Here is a 22509-nt window from a genome sequence, read left to right as displayed (position 1 = left end):
AAGGAACAGCATGTCCACTCCGTACACCCTTCCCGAGCTGCCGTACGACTACTCGGCGCTCGCCCCGCACATCTCCGGCAAGATCATGGAGCTACACCACTCCAAGCACCACCAGGCCTATGTCACCGGTGCGAACACGGCCCTCGAGCAGCTCGGTGCTGCCCGCGAGTCGGGCGACTTCGCTGCCGTGAACAAGCTCGAGAAGGACCTCGCGTTCAACCTCGGCGGTCACATCAACCACTCGGTCTTCTGGGAGAACCTGTCGCCCGACGGCGGCGGCAACCCCGAGGGCGAGCTGGAGGCTGCGCTGACCGACGCGTTCGGGTCGATCGACGCGTTCCGCGCGCACTTCACCGCGACCGCGCTCGGCGTGCAGGGCTCCGGATGGGCCGTGCTCGCGTGGGACAGCGTCGGCGCGCGACCCGTCATCTTCCAGCTGTTCGACCAGCAGGGCAACGCGCCGCTCGGCGTGACGCCGCTGCTGCAGCTCGACGTGTGGGAGCACGCGTACTACCTCGACTACCTCAACGTGCGCGCCGACTACGTCAAGGCGTTCTGGGAGCTCGTCAACTGGTCCGACGTGCAGCGCCGGTTCCAGACCGTGCAGGAGAAGACCGCAGGACTCATCGTCGCGCGCTGACCTCAGGCTTCCCTCTCGTCGCCGCCGACCACCTGTCGGGTGGTGCGGCAGTCTGCAGCCAGGATGTCGGCCGGTGCGTCATGAAACGCCCGAGCCGACGTCTTGAGCTGTGGAGGGTGAGCGCGTCCAGCGTCCACCGAGAGACGAAGAGGTCGATGATGAGCAGATTCCTGGTGCTGTACCGTTCGGCAGTGAGCGCCGCCGAGCAGATGGCCACGGCCGATCCGGATGCGGGTGCGGAGTCGATGAAGGCGTGGATGGACTGGTCCCAGCGTGCGGGCGAGTCGATCGTCGATCTCGGGTCGCCGACGCAGACCGTAGCGGGTGGCGAGTCCGGCTCGTTCATCGGCGGATACTCGGTGCTGCAGGCGGACGACCTCGACGGTGTGCAGCGAGCGCTCGACGGGCACCCCCACGTGGCCTGGGGCGGGACGATCGAGATCCTGGAGATGCTCGAGATCCCGGGGATGTAGCGGGACGGGAGGTCTCCAGGATCGGCGCTCCGCTCAGGCGAGCAGCTCGCCCGCGAGAGCCTCGATGCGCTGCCGGATCTCGTCGCGGATCGGCCGCACGGCCTCGATGCCCTGACCTGCCGGGTCGTCGAGCTTCCAGTCCTCGTAGCGCTTGCCGGGGAAGAACGGGCACGCGTCGCCGCATCCCATGGTGATGACGACATCGGATGCTTGCACAGCTTCGGTCGTGAGCACCTTCGGCTGCTCGGCGGTGATGTCGATGCCGAGTTCGCTCATCGCGTCGACCGCGACCGGGTTGATCTGATCGGCGGGCACGGAACCCGCCGACCGCACCTCGATGCGGTCGCCGGCGATGTCCCGGAGGAACCCGGCGGCCATCTGCGAGCGACCGGCGTTGTGCACGCACACGAACAGGACGGAGGGTGTGGTGGTGGTCATGGTGTCTCCAGGTGAGAGGGGGTCAGGGTGGGTGTCGCGGTCAACGGTGAGGTCCCGCGGCGCGCTGGTGGGCAATCCGTCATCGGACGAGCAGCGTCTCTCGGATCTTGTCCGACACCGCCTCTCGCAGGGGGCGTACGGCGTCGGCCTCCCATGACTCGGGGTCGGGGAACGACCATTCGAGTATCTCGCCGCGCGGCGTGGACGGCAGGGCGAGCCCGGACTTCATGAGGACCACGATGTCTGCGGCATCGAGGTCGTCGGGCGTGACGGCGCGCGGCGTTCGGTCGGAGATGTCTATGCCCAGCTCCGCGACGGAGGTGGCCACGGCCTTGTTCACTTCGTCGGCTGGAGCGAGACCGGCGGAATCGACGGTGAAGCGATCACCTGCGAGGTGCTCCAGAAGGGCGGCGCCGAGCTGAGAGCGACCCGCGTTGTGCTGACAGATGAACAGGACGCGGGGAGTGCGGTCGGTCATGTGGTCTCTTTTCGGTGCGGTTGAATGGCGGCGAGGCGGGGCGCCAACGCGGTGATGCGGCGTTCCAGCTCGTCGAAAGCGCTATCGAAGGCATCGTCCGTGCCGACGCGGACCGGGTCGGGGATGGACCAGTGCAGGTGGTCGGTGATGCCGATCTCTTCATGAGCGTTGTCGCAGACGGTGACCACGAGGTCAGACGTATGCCACACCGAATCGAGCGCCCGCGGGGACTCGTCAGGTAGATCGATCTCGCGACGACCGGCGACGGCGACGGCGCCCGCATGGATTCGATCCGCGGGATGGGTTCCTGCGGATGTGGCAGGGATGCTGCTGTGGGCCGACCACAGCGCCGCCGCGAGTTGAGACCGCGCCGAGTTCGCCGTGCACACGAAGACCACTCGGCTTGCGCGGTCGACGCGCCCCGGGGTGAGCCCGGCAAGAGCCGAGTCCAGGAGGTGGACGTAGTTGCGACGCTTGTCTGCTTCTGACCTCGACCGGGACACCATCCCGACCGACTCCAATGCGTTCAGATGATGAGTGACCAGGTTCGAGGGGAGCCCCAATGCGACTCTGATCTCGCTCGGGGACAGATCCCCGAGGGTGAGGAGATCCACGATGCGCAGCCGCGACGGGTCGCCGAGTGCGGCGTGCTTCGCGGCCCGCGCCTCTGCGTTCTGTTGTCCGTCACTGTTCATTACTTCAATGTTGACTGAAGTACCTGCTTCAGGTCAAGATGAGCCGACATGAATACCGCTACCTCCTCACCCCCGGTGCCTCATCGACCTCAGATCGTGCGCCGCGCCACTGCCGAGTTCGTCGGAACAGGCCTCCTCGTCACGATCGTGGTCGGTTCGGGTATCGCCGCGCATCGGTTGTCTCCGGGAGACGTCGGATTGCAGCTTCTCGAGAACAGCCTCACCACTGCGCTCGGTCTTGCGGTCCTGATCCTCATGCTCGGTCCCGTGTCCGGGGCGCACTTCAATCCCGCCGTGACGATCGCCGACTGGTGGCTGGGTCGCCGTGCCGGAACGGGTATCCCGGTTCGCGATGTCGTTCCCTATGTGCTCGCACAGATTCTCGGCGGGGTGTCCGGCACGCTTCTCGCCGGCGTGATGTTCGACACGGCACCGGCCTTCTCTGCCGATGACCGTGCGACGGGCGGCCACCTGATCGGCGAGGTGGTCGCCACTGCCGGGCTCGTTCTGTTGATCTTCGCGCTCGCTCGCGCCGGCAAGGCCTCTGTCACGGCGGCCGCCGTCGGCGCGTACATCGGCGCGGCCTACTGGTTCACGAGCTCCACGTCGTTCGCGAATCCCGCCGTGACGATCGCCCGGATGTTCACCGATACCTTCGCCGGCATCGCGCCGGCATCCGTTGTTCCATTCGTGCTCGCCCAGCTCGTCGGCGCCGGCCTCGGTCTCGCGCTCCTTCTCCTCTTCTACCCGACTGCCGCTCGCGCTGCGGACGACGTCGTGGTTCCCCAGCAGCTCGAGAATCGGCACTGAAAGGCACCCCATGCATCTTGTAGCGATCGGCGGAAGCGACGCCGGAATATCGACCGCCCTCCGAGCCCGCGAACTCGACCCGTCCGTCGATGTCACCGTCGTGGTGGCAGACGCATACCCGAACTTCTCGATCTGCGGCATCCCCTACTACTTCTCCCGTGAGGTGCAGCCCTGGCAATCGCTCGCGCACCGCACCCACGCGGATCTCGAAGCCACCGGCATGAATCTCCGCCTGAACACTCTCGCCACCGGCATCGACGTCGACGGCCGTCGCCTCACCGTCCGCGATGCGAACGGGACCCAATCGACGATCGCGTACGACGAGCTCATGGTCGGCACTGGAGCGTCCCCGTCGAGGGCCGGAATCGCAGGCCTCGACGAGCTGGGGCCTGACGACGGCGTGCACCTGCTGCACTCGATGGGGGACACGTTCGCGCTCGAGAGGTATCTCGATGACCATCAGCCTGAGACGGCGATCATTGTCGGAGCCGGGTACGTCGGCCTCGAGATGGCAGAAGCGCTCACAGTGCGGGGGCTCCGGGTCACCCAGCTCCAGCGCGGACCCGAGGTGCTTTCCACTCTCGACCCTGAACTCGGCTCTCTCGTCCACGACGAACTCACCCGACACGGCGTCGAGGTCATCACGCGCACTCGCGTGGAGGCCATCGTCCGCGACGCAGGGCGAATCGCTGTCACGGGAACCCGAGGCGGCGATGCATTCTCCCGCAGCGCTGACGTGGTGCTCGTCGTCGTCGGCGTACGCCCCAACACCGGCCTTCTCACCGCTGCCGGTGCGTCGACCGGCGCGGGCGGCGCCGTGGTCGTCGACGAGCGGATGGGCACGGGCCTCCCGCATGTCTGGGCCGCGGGTGATGGGGTCGTGACGCATCACCGTCTTCTCGGCGTCACTTACCTCCCGCTCGGGACCACCGCCCACAAGCAGGGGCGCGTCGCCGGAGAGAACGCGATCGGCGGCGACGCCCGGTACGCCGGAAGCCTCGGCACGCAGGTGGTCAAGGTTTTCGACGTCGTGGCCGCTCGCACGGGCCTCCGCGATCATGAAGCAGAGGGGGCAGGATTCGCACCACGAAGCCATACCGCGATGGCGGACGACCATAAGCGCTACTACCCGGGTGCGACACCCATCAGTATTCGCATCACGGGCGACACCGAGGATGGCCGTCTGCTCGGCGCTCAGCTCGTCGGCGCGCGCGGCGCAGAGATATCCAAGCGCGTCGACACCTACGCCACGTCGCTGCACCACGGGATGACTGTTGCCGCGATGAGTGACCTCGATCTCTCCTACACACCCCCGCTGGGCTCTCCCTGGGATGCCGTGCAGGTAGCGACCCAAGCCTGGGAGCGTGAGGCGGCTCCGCTGCTTCGCTCGTCGTAACCCGGTCGGGCGCTGGCCCCGCCTAGGAGCTTCTTCCGGTCTCAGCTCCTCGGCAGCCGCGATCAGCCGACGGTGACGGGGCGTGCTCCGATCTGCAGTACCGCCGGGGTGACGGCGCAGCATCCGTTCGAGGAGTCATCGAATTCTCCGGACCCCCCGCAGACGCCGGTCTCGGGGAGAGTGAGCTCATTGCGTGCGGCTGCGTCCTGATCCCCGGCGAGGTGGGCGGCCACGCTGCGGACCTGCTCATAGCCGGTGAGTGCGAGGAAGGTCGGTGCGCGACCGTAGGACTTCGCGCCGACGATATAGAGATCCGCCTCGGGCTGGGCGAGCTGGCGGGCACCGGTCGCGGCGACGGAGCCGCAGGAGTGGATGTTCGGATCGATCTCGGAAGCGATACCTGCGACCGCCTCGAGCGCGGGGTCGAGGTCGGTCCTGAGCTCTCGCAGAATCCCGGTGTCCGGCCGGAAGCCCGTCAGTGCGAACATCCGCCCGACAGCCGTCACCTCGCGTCCGTCTTCAGCGACGACCGTCAAGCCGGTATTGGTCTGACGGATCCCGGCAACACGGAATCCGGTCACGAGTTCCACCACACCGTCGTCGATCACTCTGCGTGCACGGGAGCCGAGTGCGGCCCGCTCGGGCAGCTCGTCTCCCACACCACCACCGAAGACGTTGGCGGCGCTCCCCCGACGCAGCAGCCAGGTGACGCGGGTTCCGGGCGACCGCCGGGCCAGTTCGCTCAGGCGAAGGACGGCGTGCGTGGCGGAGTGTCCGGCTCCGACGACGACGATGTGCGCACCCGCGAGCTCCGAGACATCGGCTGGGATGCGGTACGAGATCAGGTCCGACGCCTCGGCCTCGCCGAGGGCCGGGTAGCCGTCGGCACCCGCCGGGTTGGGAAGATCCCAGGTGCCGCTCGCGTCGATGACCGCGCGGGCGAGGAGTCGGGATTCGCTGCCGTCGGCATCGACCGTGTGCACGACGAACGGCTGGCTCCTGCGGCCTGCGTCGACGACCTTGTCGCGCCCCTGGCGGGCGACTCCGGTGACAGTCGTCAGGTAGTGGATCCGCTCGCCCAGAGCCTCGGCGAGAGGCGCCAGGTAGTCGCTCACCCACTCCGCACCGGTCGGGTATCCGGAGGCCGGTGCGCTCCACCCGGTCCGCTCGAGTAGGCGACGGGCTGCGGCGTCGGTGAGCTCGGGCCACGCCGAGAACAGGCGCACGTGACCCCATTCCGCGACGGCGGATGCAGGACCACTCCCGCGCTCCACGACGATGGCCTCTTCGCCACGCTCGACGAGATGCGCCGCTGCGGCGAGGCCCTGCGGCCCCGCTCCGATGACGACGACGGGAAGCTCAGACATCAGGACTCCTCAGATCGAAATTCTTCAATATGAGAAGCGTCGCTCACGTATCGAAGAATGTCAATACGTGCGATGATGGGGTCATGACGCTCCCGGTGACGATCGATCAGACGGCGTGCTGCACGTCGGGCACTGCGCCCGCGCTGCCCCTCGCAGAGGCTGAGCGGATCGCGCGACTCTTCAAGGCGCTCGGGGATCCCACGAGGGTCCGGCTGCTGTCGATGATCTCGTCCGCCGAGGCTGGTGAGGCCTGCATCTGCGACCTCACCGACCCGGTCGGACTGTCGCAGGGCACCGTCTCGCACCACATGAAGCTCCTGACCGATGCGGGCCTCGTCACGCGTGAGCAGCGCGGGAAGTGGGCGTATTTCGCCCTGGCCGACGGTGCGCTGGACGCCGCCGGCGAGGCGTTGCGAGGGCTCTGATCGGTCGCGCAGCCGCGGTCGATAGGCTGGAGACCATGGCCCTCCTCTCGATCGCCGGCTCGACGCGTGCTCCGCATGAGCTGCGTTCGGCGACGCCGATGAGGGAATGGATGCGTGTCGTGCTGCACCCGGGCACGAACGGCTGGACCAGCGTGTGGGGCACGCTCTCGCACGGTGAGATCGCGGGCTGCCCGCCGCCACGCTGCTAGACCGCGCCTCGAAGGGGTGCGGTCTTCCGCGCCGTCCACCCTTCTCCCGCGTGAGGTCTCGTCATGTCCGCTTCCCCTGTCCGCACCCGATCCCGTCTTCGTCTCGCCCCGCATGAGCTGTGGCGCGGCATCCGCTCCACCGCCCGCAGCGACGCCTTCGGCGGGGCGCTCCTGCTCGCCGCCACGGTCGCCGCGCTGATCCTCGCGAACACTCCCGCGGTGTCGTGGTACGAGTCCGTCCGCGACGCCACCGTCGGCATCCCCGCGCTGCATCTCGACCTGAGCATCGGCACCTGGGCAGCCGACGGCCTGCTCGCGATCTTCTTCTTCGTCGTGGGTCTCGAGCTGAAGGAGGAGTTCGTCACCGGCCGCCTGCGAGACCCCCGCCAGGCCGCGCTGCCGATCGCCGCGGCCGTCGGCGGCGTCATCGTGCCCGCGGTGATCTTCGCTCTCATCAACGCCGGTGATGCCGACGCCCTGCGCGGCTGGGCCATCCCGACCGCGACCGACATCGCCTTCGCGGTCGCCGTGATCGCCGTGGTCGGACGGTTCCTCCCGCCGGCGCTCCGCGTCTTCCTCCTCACCTTGGCGATCATCGACGACCTGATCGCCATCACGATCATCGCGACGTTCTACACCGACTCGATCAGCCTCCCGTGGCTGACACTCGCTCTGCTTCCGCTCGCGGGATTCGCCCTGCTCGTGCAGAAGGGCGTACGGGCGTGGTGGATCCTGATACCTCTCGCGATCGCGGTGTGGGTCTGCATCCACGCCGCCGGCATCCACGCGACCGTCGCCGGCGTGCTGCTCGGCTTCGTCGTTCCGGTCGTCCCCACCGAACGTGCGCGTGTGCCCCGGGGGGAGGATGCCGAGGGGCACCCGCTGTACGACGGTCTCGCACCCCACTTCGCCGACCGGTGGGGTGTCGTCGCGACGATGTTCGCCGTGCCTGTCTTCGCCTTCTTCGCGGCCGGTGTCACCATCGGCGGGCTCGACGGACTGCGGTCGGCGCTGACCGATCCCATCGCGATCGGGATCATCGTGGGACTCGTGCTCGGCAAGCCGATCGGGATCCTGACGACGACGTTCCTCCTGAGTCGCGTGCCGGCGCTGCGCCTCGACGAGTCATTGCGCTGGCCGGACCTCGCCGGGATGGCGTTCCTCGCCGGAATCGGATTCACCGTCTCGCTGCTCGTGGGAGAGCTCGCCTACGGGTCGAGTTCGGTCGCCGACGAGCACGTCAAGATCGGCGTGCTCCTCGGATCTCTCATCGCCGCGATGGTGGGCGGACTCGTCCTCGCACGGCGGAGCGCGCTGGCCCGACGGGAGCGGCTCGACGTCTGAGGTCGCGGGGGCCGACAGAGACGGCCCCCGCGAGCAAGGTCAGCGGCGTCGCGAGCGCTGCTCGCCCTGCACCGGGATCGGGCCGGTGACGCTCAGCTCGTCCTCCCAGCACTGGATGCCGGTGACCTCGGGCATCCGCGCACGGGTGAACACAGGATCGAGGCCCGCGCGGCGCTGCTCGGAGTAGTCGCGCAGCAGCTTGAAGGCGATGCCCGACAGCAGCGCGATCGCGACGAGGTTCACGATCGCCATGAGCCCCATGATCCCGTCGGCCGTGTTCCAGATAATGTCCGCCGACGCGATCGACCCGAGGAAGATGATCGCGACGACGAGCACGCGGTACGCCGTGAGGATCGACGGCCGGCTGCTGATGAACTCGATGTTCGATTCGCCGTAGTAGTAGTTGCCGAGGATCGAGCTGAACGCCAGCAGGAAGATGATGATGCTGAGGAGGATGTTCGACCACTCGCCGAGGTTGCTCACGATCGCGTTCTGGGTGAGGCCGATGCCGCGAGTCGCGTTCGCCAGGTCCGGCGTCGAGACGAGGATGATGAACGCCGTGATCGAGCAGACGAGGAACGTGTCGAAGTAGACGCCGAGCGTCTGGACGAGCCCCTGCTTGACCGGGTGCGTGACCGCCGCACTCGCCCCGGCGTTCGGCGCCGATCCGAGGCCGGCCTCGTTCGAGAACATGCCGCGCTTGACGCCCGTCATGATGATCGTCCCGAGCGCGGCGCCGACGACCTCGTTGAATCCGAATGCCTGGGTGTAGATAGAGGCGAAGACCTCGGGGAGGCGCTCGAAGTTCAGGCCGACGATCACGAGGCCGAGCAGCAGGTACCCCAGGGCCATGGCGGGCACGACCGCCTGCGTGACGCTCGCGATGCGACGGATGCCCCCGAAGACGACGAGTGCGGTCAGGATGGCGAGGACGATGCCGACCACCCACGGGATCCAGTCCACCTCGCCGCCGAAGCTCGATGACACCGTGGCGCTGATCGTGTTCGCCTGCAGGGAGCTGAACGCGAAGGGGAAGCAGACGATCAGGATGACGGCGAAGAGGATGCCCATCCAGCGCGCCTTCAACCCGTGCTGCATGTAGTACGCGGGGCCGCCGCGGAAGCCGTCCTTGTCGCGGACCTTGAACGCCTGACCGAGCGTCGACTCGATGAAGCTCGAGGCCCCGCCGATGAACGCCATCGTCCACATCCAGAAGATCGCACCGGGGCCGCCGATGGCGATCGCGGTGCCGACGCCCGCGATGTTGCCCACGCCGACGCGGGATGCCGCTGAGATCGTGAACGCCTGGAACGCGGAGACGGACTGCGGCTCGCCGTTCTCCTTGCGCGGGGTTCGGTCGGTGAGGGTGCGGAACATCTCGGGGATGAGGCGGAACTGCACCACGCCCGATCGCAGGGTGAAGTACAGGCCGAGGAGCACGAGGATCGGCAGCACCACCCACGTCCACAGCCCATCACCGGCAGAGAGCACGAAGTCGTTGAGCGCGTCCATCGCATCAGTATGGCGGCATGCCGCCCTGGGCGGGGAGATTCTCTCGCTACACGCGTCGAGCCGTCGTGCCGCGCACGTTCAATTCGTACGGCAGGGCGGCAGGGATGCCCGCGGCATCCCCCTCCGTGAGCTTGGCGAGCACGGCATCCGCGGCTCGCTCGCCCTGCCCCAGCGGGAACTGGTCGACCGTGGTCAGGCGGAAGAACTCGCCGAGCTCGTGGCCGTCGATGCCGACGATCGACAGGTCCTCCGGCACGGCGAAGCCGAGGTCGCGGGCGGCGAGGATCGCGCCGATCGCCATCTCGTCCGACGCGGCGAACACCGCCGTCGGGCGGGGACCCGGCCTGCCGAGCAGCTGCTTCGCGGCGCGGTAGCCACCCTCGACCGTGAAGTCGGCCGGTTCGAGGAAGGCGGGATTCAACGGGATGCCGGCCTTCGCCAGCGCTTTCTCGAAGCCCTGGCGACGGTTGGTCGGGATGTGGAAGTCGATGTCGAACTCGGGGTTCGCGCCGATATGGGCGATGTCGCGATGGCCGAGACCGATCAGGTGCTCGGTCGCGAGCTGGGCCACGGCGACGTCGTCGACCGTCAGCGTGTCGAGCTTCGGATTCGGTCCGCCGATCGCGATCACGGGAAGCCCCAGATCGAGCAGGTACTGCGTCTCGTCGTCGTCGAGCTCGATCGAGACGGCGATCACAGCATCCACCCGCTGGCGACGCAGGAACGTGTCGAACACGTGCCGGCGCACGTCCTTGTCGGCGGTGATGTTGTAGAGCGTGATGTCGTAGCCCTCGCGCATCAGCGCGGACGAGACTCCCGAGAGCACCGTGCTGAAGAACCAGCGATCGAGGAAGGGCACCACCACGCCGACGTTGCGGGTGCGCCCGGATGCCAGGCTCGACGCCCGCGACGAGACGACGTAGCCGAGCGCTGCCGCGGCCTCCTGTACGCGCGAGCGCGCCGATTCCGAGACGTGACCGCGACCGCTCAGCGCGCGGGAGACCGTCGCGGTCGACACCCCGGCGAGCCGGGCGACCTCATCGATGCTCGCCATGGGGATCCTCTCTGCGGCGGAGGGGCCGCGACACCGGATCGGATGCCGCGGCCCCACCGCGTGCGGCTTACGCCGTGGTGTACCAGACGGCCGAATCGACCGGCAGCGACGTGCCCTCGAACGGCTGGCTGCGGACCAGCACGGTCGCGTCGGCCGGCAGCTCGATCGGCTCGGTGCCCAGGTTCGCGACGACGTGCACGGCACCACGGCGGAAGGCGACGGCGTGCGCGCCGGCATCCTCCCAGACCAGCGAACCGCTGCCGAAGTCGTGCTCGCGGCGCCCGGAGAGCAGCTGCTTGTAGAGCGAGAGGGTGGAGGTCTCGTCCTTCTCCTCGACCTCGCGGGAGTAGGCGGCCCAGTCCGCGGGCTGCGGGAGCCAGGAGGCGCCGGTCTCGTTGAAGCCGAATGCCGGAGCATCCGCCTCCCACGGCAGCGGGACGCGGCATCCGTCACGGCCGTAGCGCTCGCCGTTGGTGCGGAACCAGGTCGGGTCCTGACGGAACGCGTCGGGGATATCCATCGCCTCGGGCAGACCCAGCTCCTCGCCCTGGTACAGGTAGGCGGATCCGGGCAGGGCGAGCATGACGGTCGTCGCGGCACGGGCACGGGCCAGGCCGATGGCGGTGTCGGGCTTGTCCGGGGTGTTCGGCCCGATGCCCTCACCCTGGGGGTTCTCGGCGGTGAGCGCGAGACGCGAGGCGTGGCGGACCACGTCGTGGTTCGACAGCACCCAGGTGCTCGGTGCGCCGACCGCGCCGAACGCGTCGAGCGACTCGCGGATGACGTCGCCCAGGGCCTTCGCATCCCACTCGGTCATGAGGTACGGGAAGTTGAAGGTCTGGTGCATCTCGTCGGGGCGCACCCACAGGGCGGTCTGCTTCAGCGTCGGCATCCAGGCCTCGCCGCACAGTGCGCGGTCGCCGTCGTACTCGGCCAGCACCTTGTGCCAGTCGCGGTAGATGTCGTGCACGCCGTCCTGTCCCCAGTACGGCACGTTCGCCTCGCCGCCACCCATCGAGTCGGCGTCGGCCGGCGGGGTGTAGTCGGGCAGGCCCTCGGCCTTGATCATGCCGTGGGCCACGTCGACGCGGAAGCCGTCGACGCCGCGGTCGAGCCAGAAGCGCAGGATCGAGCGGAACTCCTCGCGGACCTCTTCGTTGTTCCAGTCGAAGTCGGGCTGCGTGGGGTCGAAGATGTGCAGGTACCACTGGCCGGGCGTGCCGTCGGCCTCGGTGACGCGCTCCCACATGCCGCCGCCGAAGACGGACTCCCAGTTGTTCGGGGGCAGCTCGCCGTTCTCGCCCTTGCCGTCGCGGAAGATGTAGCGCGCGCGCTCCGGGCTTCCGGGCGCGGCCTTCAGTGCCGCCTGGAACCAGGCGTGCTGAGCGGACGAGTGGTTCGGGACAAGGTCGACCACGACACGGATGCCGCGGGTGTGCGCCTCGTTCAGCATCGTGTCGAAGTCGTCGAGCGTGCCGAACAGGGGGTCGACATCGCGGTAGTCGGCCACGTCGTAGCCGGCATCCCGCTGCGGGCTCGTCATGAACGGGCTCAGCCAGATCGCGTCGACGCCCAGCTCCTTCAGCGAGTCGAGCCGACTCGTGATGCCCGGCAGGTCGCCGATGCCGTCGCCCGAGGCGTCGGCGAACGAACGGGGGTAGATCTGGTAGATGACCGCGCTGCGCCACCACTCGGAACCGGGGGCTGCGATCTGCTCAAGCTGTGCCATGGCATCAGATTAGTGCAAACGCTTACATGATTGCCATAACCGTGATCGAATCGATTCGGGCATGTGATATTCCACGTCGCTCCGTGGCCGCTTGCAGGCTGGGAGTATGCTTCGGGCATCCGACGACTGGAGGCTGTCATGGTTCCCGAGATCAACTACTGGGCGGTGCTGCTGGCCACGGCCTCGAGCATGATCGTCGGCTCGATCTGGTACGCGCCGAAGGTGTTCGGCACGCGCTGGTCGAAGCTCGCGAACGTCGACATGGATCGGCCGGGTTCGAGCGCGACCATGGCGATCATCACCACGGTGTTCGTCAGCTTCGCGACGGCGTGGGTGCTGGCCGGAGCATCCGCCATCGCCTGGCACTTCTACGACGGATCCTTCTTCTGGGCGGCGGTCGTCACCGGCGTCCTGCTGTGGGCGGGATTCACCGCGGCCCGGTTCATCACGCACGACGCGTTCGAGGGGCGCCCGACGGCGCTGACGACGATGAACATCGCCCATGAGCTCGTCACCATCGTGGTGATGTCGCTGATCATCGGGGTGTGGCCCCCGGCGCTGGGCTAACCGGACGTCGTCTTCGTGAGGTCCTGCGCGAACATCAGCAGGATCCCGCTCGGACCGCGCAGGTAGGTCAGCTTGTACACGCCCTGATAGTCGGCGACGCCTCGCAACGGGTGGTGCCCGTGCCTGGCCGCGATCGCGAGGGACTCGTCGATGTCGTCGACGGCGAACGCGATCCGGTGCATGCCGATCTCGTTCGGCAGGGTGGGCTCAGTCTCGATCGCATCCGGGTGGATGTACTCGAACAGCTCGATCTGCCCGTGGCCGTCCGGCGTCTGCAGGACGGCGATCTTCGCATGATTGCCGTCGAGGCCGACCGCGGTATCGGCCCACTCGCCGCTGACCTCGTCGCGGCCGAGCACGCTGAGGCCGAGGTCGGTGAAGAAGGCGATCGTGGCCTCCAGGTCGCGGACGGCGATGCCGACGTTCTCCAGGGTGATGGGCATGGGGGCATGCTACTCGCGGAGTGCGACCGCGCACTCGGGACGCACGCGCGACGAAAGTGTAGACCTTCGCCTCTTCCGCCCGTACTTCCTGGTATGCGAGCATTTTGCTCGTGACCTGCCGGTCGCCCGCGAGCCGTGCGCTCGGATCGCGGCTCAGACCGAAGGGGTCTTCATGTCGGGTCCGTCGCGCCGCTCCGCTCCGTGGATCGTCGCCGCCGCCCTCGTCGCGGCCGCACTGTTCGCGGGAGCGGCGACCGCAGCCTCCGGCGACTCCTCGACCGACGACCCGGCGGCCGACGGCGCAGCCCCCGATCCGACGCTCTCCGTCTCGCTGGCGTACGAGTTCCTCGATGCCCGCGTCGACCAGTTCTGCGACGGCGCAGGGCACTGCCTGCCGCGCAGCTACGAGGGCGGATTCTTCACCGACCTGCCGACCTGGGACTTCACGCCCTCGTTCGTCTACGACGACGCCCTCGTCGTGATCGCGTACACGGCTCGCGGGCTGCCCGACGACATCCGCCGCGCACAGACCGTCGGCGACACTCTCCTTTTCGTGCAGGAGAACGACCCGATCGGCGACGGACGTGTTCGCACGTCGTACGAGCCGCACGGCATACGGCAGGGGCGTGTCGAGATCACCGGCCCCGGCACGTTCACCGGCAACCAGGCCTGGGTGGGCATGGCTCTCGCGCGGCTCTTCCACGCGACCGGGGAGCAGAAGTACCTCGACGGCGCGCTGCAGCTCGCGCAGTGGATCCAGACGAACACGGCCGACATGGTGCGCGCGCCCTTCGGGTACACCGGCGGGCAGCTCGAGAACGGTTCGTCGCTGGAGTGGAAGTCCACCGAGCACAACAGCGACATCGCCGGATTCTTCACCCAACTGGCGGAACTGACCGGCGATCCCGTGTGGGGCGAGCGTGCGGCTGTCGCGAGCGGGTTCGTCGCGGCGATGCAGAGCGCGGATGGCCACGTCGACACCGGGACGCTGCTCGACGGCTCGACCATCAACACGCGTCCGATCCCCCTCGATGCGCAGACGTGGAGTTCGCTCGCCACGGGCGACCCCCGGTACGACACGTCGTTGGACTGGACGCTCGACAACCTGATCGCGACGGACGGTCCGTACGAGGGACCGTCGATCAGCGACACCGATGTGTCCAAGGTCTGGTTCGAGGGCAGCGGTCACCTGGCGCTGGCGCTCCAACTGCGGGATGCGCCCGGTGACGCCGACCGCGCCGAGTCGCTGCTCAGCAGCATCCGCCTCGGTCAGCGCGACGCGCCCAACGGCGACGGCAAGGGGATCGTGGCGACGTCGACCGACGGCCTGGACTCGGGGTTCGGCGACCTCTACTACGCGAGCCTGCACACCGGTGCGACGGCCTGGTACCTGCTCGCGGCCGCGGGCGACAACCCGTTCGAGCTGCCCGCCGACTGACCGGCCGCCGTCACCTCCGCCGCCGTCACCTCCGCCGCCGTCACCTCCGCCGCCGACCTCCGCCGCCGTCACCTCCGCCGCCGACCTCCGCCGCCGTCACCTCCGCCGCCGACCTCGGTGCGGGGTCAGTTGCGCATGCTGCGGGCGGTGCGGGGTCAGTTGCGCATGCGGCAGGCACGTTTCGGATGCGCTATTGACCCCGCCAGGCCACATGCCAGCCGCGCACGCACGGTCGGCGTCACGGGCGCGGGGTGGCTCATCGGTGCGGGGTCAGTTGCTCACGTTGCGGGCGGTGCGGGGTCAGTTGCGCATGCTCCAGGCCCGTTTCGGATGCTCTATTGACCCCGCCAGGCCACATGCCAGCCGCGCACGTACGGCGGCGTCACGGGCGCGGGGTGGCTCATCGGCGGGGGGTCAGTTGCGCATGCTGCAGGCGGTGCGGGGTCAGTTGCGCAGGCGGCGGGCGGTGCGGGGTCAATTACGCACGCGGCAGGCCCGTTTCGGATGCTCAATTGACCCCGCACGGCCATACCCGCGCGCACGCACGTCGGCGTCACGGGCGCGGGGTGGCTCATCGGTGCGGGGTCAGTTGCGCACGCTGCGGGTGGTGCGGGGTCAGTTACGCACGCTGCGGGCGGTGCGGGGTCAGTTGCGCACGCGGCAGGCCTGTTTCGGATGCCCTATTGACCCCGGCAGGCCACATGCCAGTCACGCGGAAGGACGTGCGCTGCGCTTACGCGGCGACGCGGGCGACGGCGGCGATCGCGCTGGTGAAGAAGTCCAGCCCGTCGACGCCCGAGCGCATGGCGACGGTCGTGTCCGGACCGAATCCGGCCTCGGTCGCATGCTCCGGATGCGGCATCAGCCCCACGACGTTGCCGGCCTCGTTCGTGAGTCCGGCGATGTCGCGCAGCGAGCCGTTGGGGTTGACGCCCGCGTAGCGGAACGCCACGAGTCCCTCGCCCTCGAGACGGTCGAGCGTCTCCTCATCGGCGATGTAGCCGCCGTCGGCGTTCTTGAGCGGGATCGTGATCTCCTGGCCCGTGCGGAAGCGGTTGGTCCACGCGGTGTCGGAGTTCTCGACCGTGAGCTTCTGATCGCGACGCACGAAGTGCTGGTGGTCGTTGCGGATCAGTCCGCCGGGCAGCAGGTGCGCTTCGACGAGCATCTGGAAGCCGTTGCAGATCCCGAGGATCGGCATGCCCTTGGCCGCGGCATCCTTGACCTCGGCCATGATCGGCGAGAGTGCGGCGATGGCGCCGGCGCGCAGGTAGTCGCCGTAGCTGAATCCGCCGGGAAGCACGAGGGCGTCGACGCCCTCGAGGTCGTGCGAACCGTGCCACAGTGCGACCGGCTCGGCACCGGCGATGCGCACGGCGCGCTGGGCGTCGCGGTCGTCGAGCGAGCCGGGGAAGGTGACGACGCCGATGCGCACGGTCACTCGGCGACCTCGATGCCGACGACGTCCTCGATCACGGAGTTGGAGAGCACCTCGTCGGCGATGCGACGGGCCTCGGCGAGCACCTCGTCGGTGACCTCGCCGTCGACCGTGAGTTCGAAGCGCTTCCCGATGCGCACATCGGAGAATCCCTCGACGCCGAGCCGGGTGAATGCGCCGGACACGGCCTTCCCCTGCGGGTCGAGCAGTTCGGGCTTGGGCATGACGTCGACGACGATGGTGGGCATGAACGGCTCCGGAAGTCGCGGGCGGACGGGCGCGTCAAGTCTACCGGCTTACGTGAGTCGGCCGACGCGGTCGGTCGAGCCTCAGGCGTGGAACACGGTGTGCAGGTCGCCGATCGCATCGCGACCGCCCAGACCGTCGATCTCGAACAGCACCGAGATGCCGATGACGTGGCTGCCGAGGCGCTCGACCAGCTCGCGTCCCGCGGCCAGCGTGCCGCCCGTGGCGAGCACGTCGTCGATCAGCAGGACCCGGGATCCGGCGGGCAGGTCGTCGTGCATCTCGATCGTGGCCGTGCCGTATTCGAGGGCGTAGTCGACGGATGCTGCGGGTCGGGGCAGCTTGCCGGCCTTGCGGATCGGGATGAGTCCGACCCCGGCGGCGATCGCCGCAGTCCCGGCGAGGATGAACCCGCGCGCCTCGATTCCGGCGACCACGTCGAACTGGCCGGCGAACGGGGCGATGATCGCCTCGGTGGTGGCCTGCAGCGCCTCGGCGTCGGCGAGGAGGGGCGTGATGTCGCGGAAGACGATGCCCGGTTCCGGATAGTCCGGGATGCTGCGGATCAGCGATGCGGCGCGGACGAGGGCGGGGGAGAGTTCGGTGTCGGGCACCGGTCAAGGGTACGCCGCGTCCACAACTCCGGAGAATCGCATCGCAACTGGGGCACACAGGGCTGAGGGGGCTCGTGCAGCCTCGCTTTCCGGAGTTATGGAGTACATGACTCGGGCTTGACAGCGTGGGAGCGCTCCCATAGAGTCGCTGGACAGTGCGTGGGAGCGCTCCCACGAGATTCTCGGGAAGACCTCACGAGAAATCGTCGTAGGAACCTCGCCGCACAGTCCCGAGCACCACCGCACCACCCCGAGCACCACCGCACCACCACCGCACGACCCACCACAAAGGAGTGAACTGTGAACACACGTGCCCGCAAGCGGATCCTCACGGCAGCAGCCGCGGCATCCGTCTCCGCCCTGGCTCTCGCCGGCTGCGCAGCTTCCGGCCCTGAGAGCGGCGACGGCGCCGCCAGCGACGAGAAGGTGACCCTGACGATCACCACGTTCGGCACCTTCGGATACGAAGACCTCTACAAGGAGTACGAGAAGGCGCACCCGAACGTCACGATCGAGGCGACCAACATCGACACCGGTGGCAACGCGCGCACCGACGTCTTCACCAAGATCGGCGCAGGCTCCGGCCTCAGCGACATCGTCGCCATCGAGGAGGGCTGGCTCGGAGCGATCATGGCGGACGCGCCAGACACCTTCATCGACCTGCGCGACCACGGCATCGAGGACCGCAAGGGCGACTGGCTCGAATGGAAGTACGACCAGGTCACCGACCCTGACGGGCGCGTCATCGGCTACGGCACCGACATCGGCCCCAGCGGCATCTGCTACAACGGCGCCGCATTCGAGGCCGCCGGGATGCCGAGCGACCGCGAGTCCGTCGCAGAACTGCTGAACGGCGACTGGGAGAACTACTTCGCCGTGGGCCAGGAGTACACCGACAAGACCGGCAAGGCCTGGTACGACCACTCCGGTTTCGTCTGGAACGCCATGGTCAACCAGCTCGACGAGGGCTACTACACCGCTGACGGCGAGCTCAACGTCGAGGGCAACGACGAGCTCAAGGAGCGCTTCGAGATGCTCGGGGCTGCGACCGAGGGCGGTCAGTCGGCCGCACAGAAGGCATGGGACTGGAACGGCGGCAAGTCGTTCGTCGACGGATCCTTCGCCACCTTCGTCTGCCCCGGATGGATGCTCGGCATCGTTCAGGGTCAGGTCGAGGCCGGTGGCGGCGACGCGTCGACCGGGTGGGACTTCGCCGACGTCTTCCCCGGTGGCCAGGCCAACTGGGGCGGCGCGTGGCTGTCGATCTCGGAGTCCTCGCAGCACCAGGAGGCTGCGGCCGACCTCGCCGACTGGCTGACGCAGCCTGAGCAGCAGGTGAAGCAGTCCGCCGCGGCTGGCAACTTCCCCTCGACGATCAAGGCACAGGAGACCCTCGCGGCCGACGCGACGCCGAATGAGTTCTTCAACGGTGCGCCCACGGGTGCCATCCTCGCGGAGCGGGCCAAGGGCGTCGTCGCGCAGTTCAAGGGCGCAGACGACTCCATCATCCAGGAGAACGTCTTCGGCCCCGCCCTCAGCGGGTTGGACCGAGGCGAGACCGACACTCAGGGCGCCTGGGATGCCGCGATCGCGCTCCTGAACAAGCTGGTCGACTGAACCAGCCACCGCATCCGCTCCGGTCGCAGTTCGTGCCGCGTCGCCCTCACGGGCGGGCGACACGGATTGCGACCGGAGCACCTCGGACGCCCCGGACCAGGACCAAGGAAGAGCCATGACCCTCACCCATGAGCGCTCGGAGACGACGGTGGCGTCGTCGAAGCGCGCGAAGACCGCGACAGCGGATGCCGCATCGCGGCGTCCCTGGCGGCACCGCCTCTCGCGGTTCGACCAGAACGCTTCTCCGTACTTCTACATCTCGCCCTTCTTCCTGCTGTTCGGGTTGTTCGGTCTCTTCCCCCTGATCTACACCGTCTGGGTGGCCGTCCACGAATGGGATCTGCTCAGAGGCGAAGGCGAGTTCATCGGTCTCGGGAACTTCGCCGCGATCCTGGCCGATTCGATGTTCTGGAACTCGATCTTCAACACGCTGAGCATCTTCCTGCTGTCCGCGGTGCCGCAGCTGGCCGTCGCCCTCTTCATCGCCTACCTCCTCGACAGAGGCCTTCGCGCTCCCACGTTCTGGCGGATGAGTGTGCTGATCCCGTTCGTGGTGACCCCCGTCGCGATCGCCATCATCTTCTCGAGCATCTTCAACGAGGCTGACGGCCTCGCCAACAATCTCCTCAACCTCGTCGGCATCGCCGACCAGCAGTGGAAGGAGGACACCGCCCTGTCGCACATCGCGATCGCCGTGATGGTGAACTTCCGCTGGACCGGGTACAACGCCCTGATCCTGCTCGCCGCCATGCAGGCCGTGCCGCGCGACCTCTATGAATCGGCCGCCCTCGACGGGGCGGGAGCCGCCCGTCGCTTCTTCTCGATCACGATCCCGACGATCCGACCGACGCTCATCTTCGTGATCATCACCGCCACCATCGGCGGTCTGCAGATCTTCGCCGAGCCACGCCTGTTCGACGTGTCTTCCGCCGGCGGCATCGGCGGCAGCGACAGGCAGTTCCAGACGACGGTGCTGTTCCTGTGGGACCTCGCCTTCTTCCGCCGCGATCTCGGCCAGGCATCCGCCGTCGCGATCCTGCTGTTCGTGCTGATCGTCGGGATCGGGCTGATCAACTTCCTCATCTCGCAGCGCATCTCGACAGGGGATGCTCCGAAGAGCCGCGCTGCGCGCCGACGTGCGCGCAGCGCCACCACCGGCAGCGCCACCGACACGGCAGCTGCCGGTACGACGATCGCCACCACCACCGAGGAGAACGCGCGATGACCGCCACCCAGGCGCTGAGCGTCCCCGAGAAGATCCGGAAGCGCCGCGCGGCCGTCGGCGGCAACGCCGGCATCGGCAGCCGCCCCGGCTTCCTCACCTACGGCCTGCTGGCCGCGTTCATCATCGGCAGCGTCTACCCGCTGTGGTGGTCGGTCGTCGTGGCGAGCGGCACGAACGCGACGAGGGGCGAGACCCTGCCCCTGTTCCCAGGCGGGAACTTCTTCGCGAACGCCGCCAAGGTGTTCGATGCGATCCCGTTCTGGCTGGCTCTGGGAAACTCGTTCCTCATCTCCGGGATCATCACGGTGTCGGTGGTCACGTTCTCGACCCTCGCCGGCTACGCGTTCGCCAAGCTGCGCTTCAAGGGTCGTGACGGACTGATGATCTTCGTGATCGCGACGATGGCGATCCCGACCCAGCTCGGCATCATCCCGCTGTTCATGCTGATGCGCGAGCTCGGCTGGACCGGATCGATCGGTGCGGTCATCGTGCCGACACTGGTGACGGCTTTCGGTGTCTTCTTCATGCGGCAGTACCTGGTCGACGTGATCCCCGACGAGCTCATCGAGGCGGCGCGGATGGACGGCGCCAACCAGTTCCGCACGTTCCTCACCGTCGGCATCCCGGCCGCCCGTCCTGCCATGGCGATCCTCGGCCTCTTCACCTTCATGACGGCGTGGACCGACTACCTGTGGCCCCTGATCGTGCTCTCCCCTCAGAACCCGACGCTGCAGACGGCGCTCAGCCAGTTGCAGTCCGGCTACTACATCGACTACTCCATCGTGCTCGCCGGTGCGGTGCTCGCGACCCTTCCGCTGCTCGTCCTCTTCGTCGTGGCGGGCCGGCAGCTGGTCAGTGGCATCATGGCGGGCGCGGTGAAAGGATGACCCCTATGACCCGTGCCTTTCCCGAGAACTTCCTGTTCGGCGCCGCGACAGCGGCGTACCAGATCGAAGGGGCGGCTTTCGAAGACGGGCGCACCGCGTCGATCTGGGATGCCTTCAGCAGGGAGCCCGGTGCCGTGATCGGCGGCGACAACGGCGATGTGGCATGCGACCACTACCACCGCTATCCGCAGGACGTCGCTCTGATGAAGGAGCTCGGGCTGCAGACGTACCGCTTCTCGACCTCGTGGTCGCGCGTCCGGCCCGACGGCGGCGCGGTGAACGCGAAGGGCGTGGACTTCTACGAGCGCCTGGTCGACGAGCTGCTCGCGAACGACATCCTGCCCTGGCTGACGCTGTATCACTGGGACATGCCGCAGGCGCTGCAGGAGACCGGCGGGTGGACCAACCGTGACACCGTCGGACGCTTCCTCGAGTACGCCGGCACGATGTACGACGCTCTGGGCGACCGCGTGAACGTGTGGACGACCCTGAACGAGCCGTGGTGCTCGTCGTTCCTCTCCTATACAGGCGGGGAGCACGCGCCAGGTCACACGAGCGTCGCCGAAGGACTGCTGTCGGCGCACCACCTGCTGCTCGCCCACGGCGAGACCGTCCGCGAGCTCCGGGGACGTGACGAGAGCCTGAACCTCGGCATCACGCTGAACCACACGGTCGCAGACCCCGCCGACCCCGACAACCCTGCGGACATCGACGCGGCGCGCCGCGTCGACGGCCAGTTCAACCGCTGGTTCCTCGACCCGATCTACCGCGGCGTGTACCCCGACGACATCATCAGGGACATCAGGGCGGTGGATGCCGGCGCCGTGGCGCGGTTCGCAGAGGCCGTGCACGACGGCGACCTCGATGTGATCTCGCAGCGCATCGACACGCAGGGCGTCAACTACTACCACGGCGACCTCGTCGCGGGGGCTGCTCCCGAGGTGGCGCCGGTCGGCGGTGGCCCGGCGACCGACAGGCCGGGGCGCAGCCCGTACCCCTCGAGCGACGGCATCCATGCGGTCGAGCGCGGCCTGCCTCGCACCGCCCAGAACTGGGAGGTGCAGCCCGAGGGGCTCACCCGCCTGCTGCAGCGCATCTGGACCGAGTACGCCGAGCCCGCAGGGACCGTCCTCTACATGACCGAGAACGGCGCAGCCTACGACGACGTCGCCGTGATCGAGGACGGCGAGACGCGGGTGCACGACGAGGACCGCACCGAGTTCCTGCGCCTGCACCTCGGCGCGGTGCTGGATGCCGCGGATGCCGGGGTCGACGTGCGCGGCTACTTCTACTGGTCGATGTTCGACAACTTCGAGTGGGCGTGGGGCTATGACAAGCGGTTCGGCATCGTCCGCGTCGACTACGACACGCAGGAGCGGAGCCTCAAGGACTCCGGTCGGGAGTACGCTCGCATCATCGCCGCCCGGGCTCTCTGACGCCGGTCGGCGGCACGGGGCGCATCCG

At 68.2% G+C, this 22509-nt stretch carries 24 protein-coding genes and 1 pseudogene; 13 read left to right on the top strand and 12 right to left on the bottom strand.

Annotated features, from left to right (window positions below):
• Positions 1-10: 10 nt before the first annotated feature.
• Entirely contained in the window at positions 11-640 is a 630-nt protein-coding gene (locus tag ACESK8_RS00990; protein WP_372966909.1) for a superoxide dismutase, read from the top strand.
• 158 nt (positions 641-798) lie between these two features.
• Positions 799-1113: a YciI family protein gene (locus ACESK8_RS00985; RefSeq protein ID WP_372966908.1), complete on the top strand. Its 315-nt coding sequence runs from the start codon at positions 799-801 to the stop codon at positions 1111-1113.
• 33 nt (positions 1114-1146) lie between these two features.
• Here the strand turns inward: ACESK8_RS00985 and ACESK8_RS00980 are convergent, their stop codons facing one another.
• From ACESK8_RS00980 to ACESK8_RS00965, 4 genes and pseudogenes are all read right to left on the bottom strand, one after another.
• Positions 1147-1551, bottom strand: a complete 405-nt coding sequence (locus ACESK8_RS00980) for an arsenate reductase ArsC (protein WP_372966907.1) — start codon at positions 1549-1551, stop codon at positions 1147-1149.
• Between the two features lie 79 nt (positions 1552-1630).
• Complete coding sequence (locus ACESK8_RS00975; RefSeq protein WP_372966906.1) at positions 1631-2029, bottom strand: low molecular weight phosphatase family protein; 399 nt, start codon at positions 2027-2029, stop codon at positions 1631-1633.
• Positions 2026-2418 carry a low molecular weight phosphatase family protein gene (locus ACESK8_RS00970; protein ID WP_372966976.1) on the bottom strand — a complete coding sequence of 131 codons (393 nt, stop codon included), beginning with the start codon at positions 2416-2418 and terminating at the stop codon, positions 2026-2028. The genes ACESK8_RS00975 and ACESK8_RS00970 overlap by 4 nt, the downstream gene beginning before the upstream one ends.
• Before the next feature lie 120 nt (positions 2419-2538).
• A pseudogene (locus tag ACESK8_RS00965) lies at positions 2539-2724 on the bottom strand (ArsR/SmtB family transcription factor); the annotation flags it as partial.
• Between the two features lie 48 nt (positions 2725-2772).
• Here ACESK8_RS00965 and ACESK8_RS00960 point away from each other — a divergent pair.
• Both ACESK8_RS00960 and ACESK8_RS00955 read left to right on the top strand, forming a co-directional pair.
• Positions 2773-3534 (top strand): MIP/aquaporin family protein, encoded by a 762-nt coding sequence (locus tag ACESK8_RS00960; RefSeq protein ID WP_372966905.1) that lies wholly within the window; start codon positions 2773-2775, stop codon positions 3532-3534.
• Positions 3535-3544: 10 nt separating this feature from the next.
• On the top strand, positions 3545-4930 hold the full coding sequence (locus ACESK8_RS00955) for an FAD-dependent oxidoreductase (RefSeq protein WP_372966904.1): 1386 nt from the start codon (positions 3545-3547) through the stop codon (positions 4928-4930).
• A gap of 62 nt (positions 4931-4992) precedes the next feature.
• Here ACESK8_RS00955 and ACESK8_RS00950 read toward each other — a convergent pair whose 3' ends face one another.
• Positions 4993-6297, bottom strand: a complete 1305-nt coding sequence (locus ACESK8_RS00950) for an NAD(P)-binding domain-containing protein (protein ID WP_372966903.1) — start codon at positions 6295-6297, stop codon at positions 4993-4995.
• Positions 6298-6380: 83 nt separating this feature from the next.
• Here ACESK8_RS00950 and ACESK8_RS00945 point away from each other — a divergent pair, with 83 nt between their 5' ends.
• From ACESK8_RS00945 to nhaA, 3 genes are all read left to right on the top strand, one after another.
• Entirely contained in the window at positions 6381-6722 is a 342-nt protein-coding gene (locus ACESK8_RS00945) for an ArsR/SmtB family transcription factor (RefSeq protein WP_372966902.1), read from the top strand.
• A 35-nt stretch (positions 6723-6757) separates the two neighbouring features.
• On the top strand, positions 6758-6931 hold the full coding sequence (locus ACESK8_RS00940; protein WP_167347480.1) for a hypothetical protein: 174 nt from the start codon (positions 6758-6760) through the stop codon (positions 6929-6931).
• A 63-nt stretch (positions 6932-6994) separates the two neighbouring features.
• The gene (gene nhaA / locus ACESK8_RS00935; RefSeq protein WP_372966901.1) at positions 6995-8275 is read left to right on the top strand and encodes a Na+/H+ antiporter NhaA; all 1281 of its coding nucleotides are present in this window, start codon (positions 6995-6997) and stop codon (positions 8273-8275) included.
• Between the two features lie 39 nt (positions 8276-8314).
• Here the strand turns inward: nhaA and ACESK8_RS00930 are convergent, their stop codons facing one another.
• The 3 genes from ACESK8_RS00930 to ACESK8_RS00920 form a co-directional block, all read right to left on the bottom strand.
• Positions 8315-9787: an alanine/glycine:cation symporter family protein gene (locus ACESK8_RS00930; protein WP_372966900.1), complete on the bottom strand. Its 1473-nt coding sequence runs from the start codon at positions 9785-9787 to the stop codon at positions 8315-8317.
• Positions 9788-9833: 46 nt separating this feature from the next.
• Positions 9834-10841 (bottom strand): LacI family DNA-binding transcriptional regulator, encoded by a 1008-nt coding sequence (locus tag ACESK8_RS00925; RefSeq protein WP_372966899.1) that lies wholly within the window; start codon positions 10839-10841, stop codon positions 9834-9836.
• 67 nt (positions 10842-10908) lie between these two features.
• A complete protein-coding gene (locus ACESK8_RS00920; RefSeq protein WP_372966898.1) occupies positions 10909-12570 on the bottom strand; it encodes a glycoside hydrolase family 13 protein in 1662 nt (553 codons plus the stop codon).
• A 138-nt stretch (positions 12571-12708) separates the two neighbouring features.
• On the opposite strand from ACESK8_RS00920, the gene ACESK8_RS00915 reads away from it, so the two are divergent.
• Complete coding sequence (locus ACESK8_RS00915; RefSeq protein WP_372966897.1) at positions 12709-13137, top strand: DUF1761 domain-containing protein; 429 nt, start codon at positions 12709-12711, stop codon at positions 13135-13137.
• Here the strand turns inward: ACESK8_RS00915 and ACESK8_RS00910 are convergent.
• Positions 13134-13580, bottom strand: coding sequence for a VOC family protein (locus ACESK8_RS00910; RefSeq protein WP_372966896.1), 447 nt, complete (start codon positions 13578-13580; stop codon positions 13134-13136). The two genes, ACESK8_RS00915 and ACESK8_RS00910, sit on opposite strands and share 4 nt — an antisense overlap.
• Positions 13581-13752: 172 nt before the next feature.
• Here ACESK8_RS00910 and ACESK8_RS00905 point away from each other — a divergent pair, with 172 nt between their 5' ends.
• On the top strand, positions 13753-15018 hold the full coding sequence (locus tag ACESK8_RS00905; protein ID WP_372966895.1) for a hypothetical protein: 1266 nt from the start codon (positions 13753-13755) through the stop codon (positions 15016-15018).
• A gap of 733 nt (positions 15019-15751) precedes the next feature.
• Here the strand turns inward: ACESK8_RS00905 and purQ are convergent.
• The 3 genes from purQ to ACESK8_RS00890 all read right to left on the bottom strand — a co-directional run bounded on the left by purQ (position 15752) and on the right by ACESK8_RS00890 (position 17316).
• Positions 15752-16459 carry a phosphoribosylformylglycinamidine synthase subunit PurQ gene (gene purQ, locus ACESK8_RS00900; RefSeq protein WP_372966894.1) on the bottom strand — a complete coding sequence of 236 codons (708 nt, stop codon included), beginning with the start codon at positions 16457-16459 and terminating at the stop codon, positions 15752-15754.
• On the bottom strand, positions 16456-16704 hold the full coding sequence (gene purS, locus ACESK8_RS00895) for a phosphoribosylformylglycinamidine synthase subunit PurS (protein WP_060927613.1): 249 nt from the start codon (positions 16702-16704) through the stop codon (positions 16456-16458). Before purS ends, purQ begins: the two co-directional genes overlap by 4 nt.
• 81 nt (positions 16705-16785) lie before the next feature.
• Entirely contained in the window at positions 16786-17316 is a 531-nt protein-coding gene (locus ACESK8_RS00890; RefSeq protein ID WP_060927612.1) for an adenine phosphoribosyltransferase, read from the bottom strand.
• Positions 17317-17616: 300 nt separating this feature from the next.
• Between ACESK8_RS00890 and ACESK8_RS00885 the strand changes: the two genes are divergently transcribed.
• The 4 genes from ACESK8_RS00885 to ACESK8_RS00870 all read left to right on the top strand — a co-directional run bounded on the left by ACESK8_RS00885 (position 17617) and on the right by ACESK8_RS00870 (position 22481).
• The gene (locus tag ACESK8_RS00885) at positions 17617-18933 is read left to right on the top strand and encodes an ABC transporter substrate-binding protein (RefSeq protein ID WP_060927611.1); all 1317 of its coding nucleotides are present in this window, start codon (positions 17617-17619) and stop codon (positions 18931-18933) included.
• Between the two features lie 115 nt (positions 18934-19048).
• Positions 19049-20158, top strand: coding sequence for a carbohydrate ABC transporter permease (locus ACESK8_RS00880; protein ID WP_372966893.1), 1110 nt, complete (start codon positions 19049-19051; stop codon positions 20156-20158).
• Positions 20155-21045 (top strand): carbohydrate ABC transporter permease, encoded by an 891-nt coding sequence (locus ACESK8_RS00875; protein WP_060927609.1) that lies wholly within the window; start codon positions 20155-20157, stop codon positions 21043-21045. Before ACESK8_RS00880 ends, ACESK8_RS00875 begins: the two co-directional genes overlap by 4 nt.
• Positions 21046-21050: 5 nt before the next feature.
• Complete coding sequence (locus tag ACESK8_RS00870; RefSeq protein WP_372966892.1) at positions 21051-22481, top strand: glycoside hydrolase family 1 protein; 1431 nt, start codon at positions 21051-21053, stop codon at positions 22479-22481.
• Positions 22482-22509 lie beyond the last annotated feature (28 nt).

This window comes from Microbacterium sp. (assembly GCF_041641055.1).
GTDB lineage: Bacteria > Actinomycetota > Actinomycetes > Actinomycetales > Microbacteriaceae > Microbacterium.
Note: the sequence above shows the minus strand (reverse complement) of the source record. Positions and strands in the feature narration are given on the sequence as shown.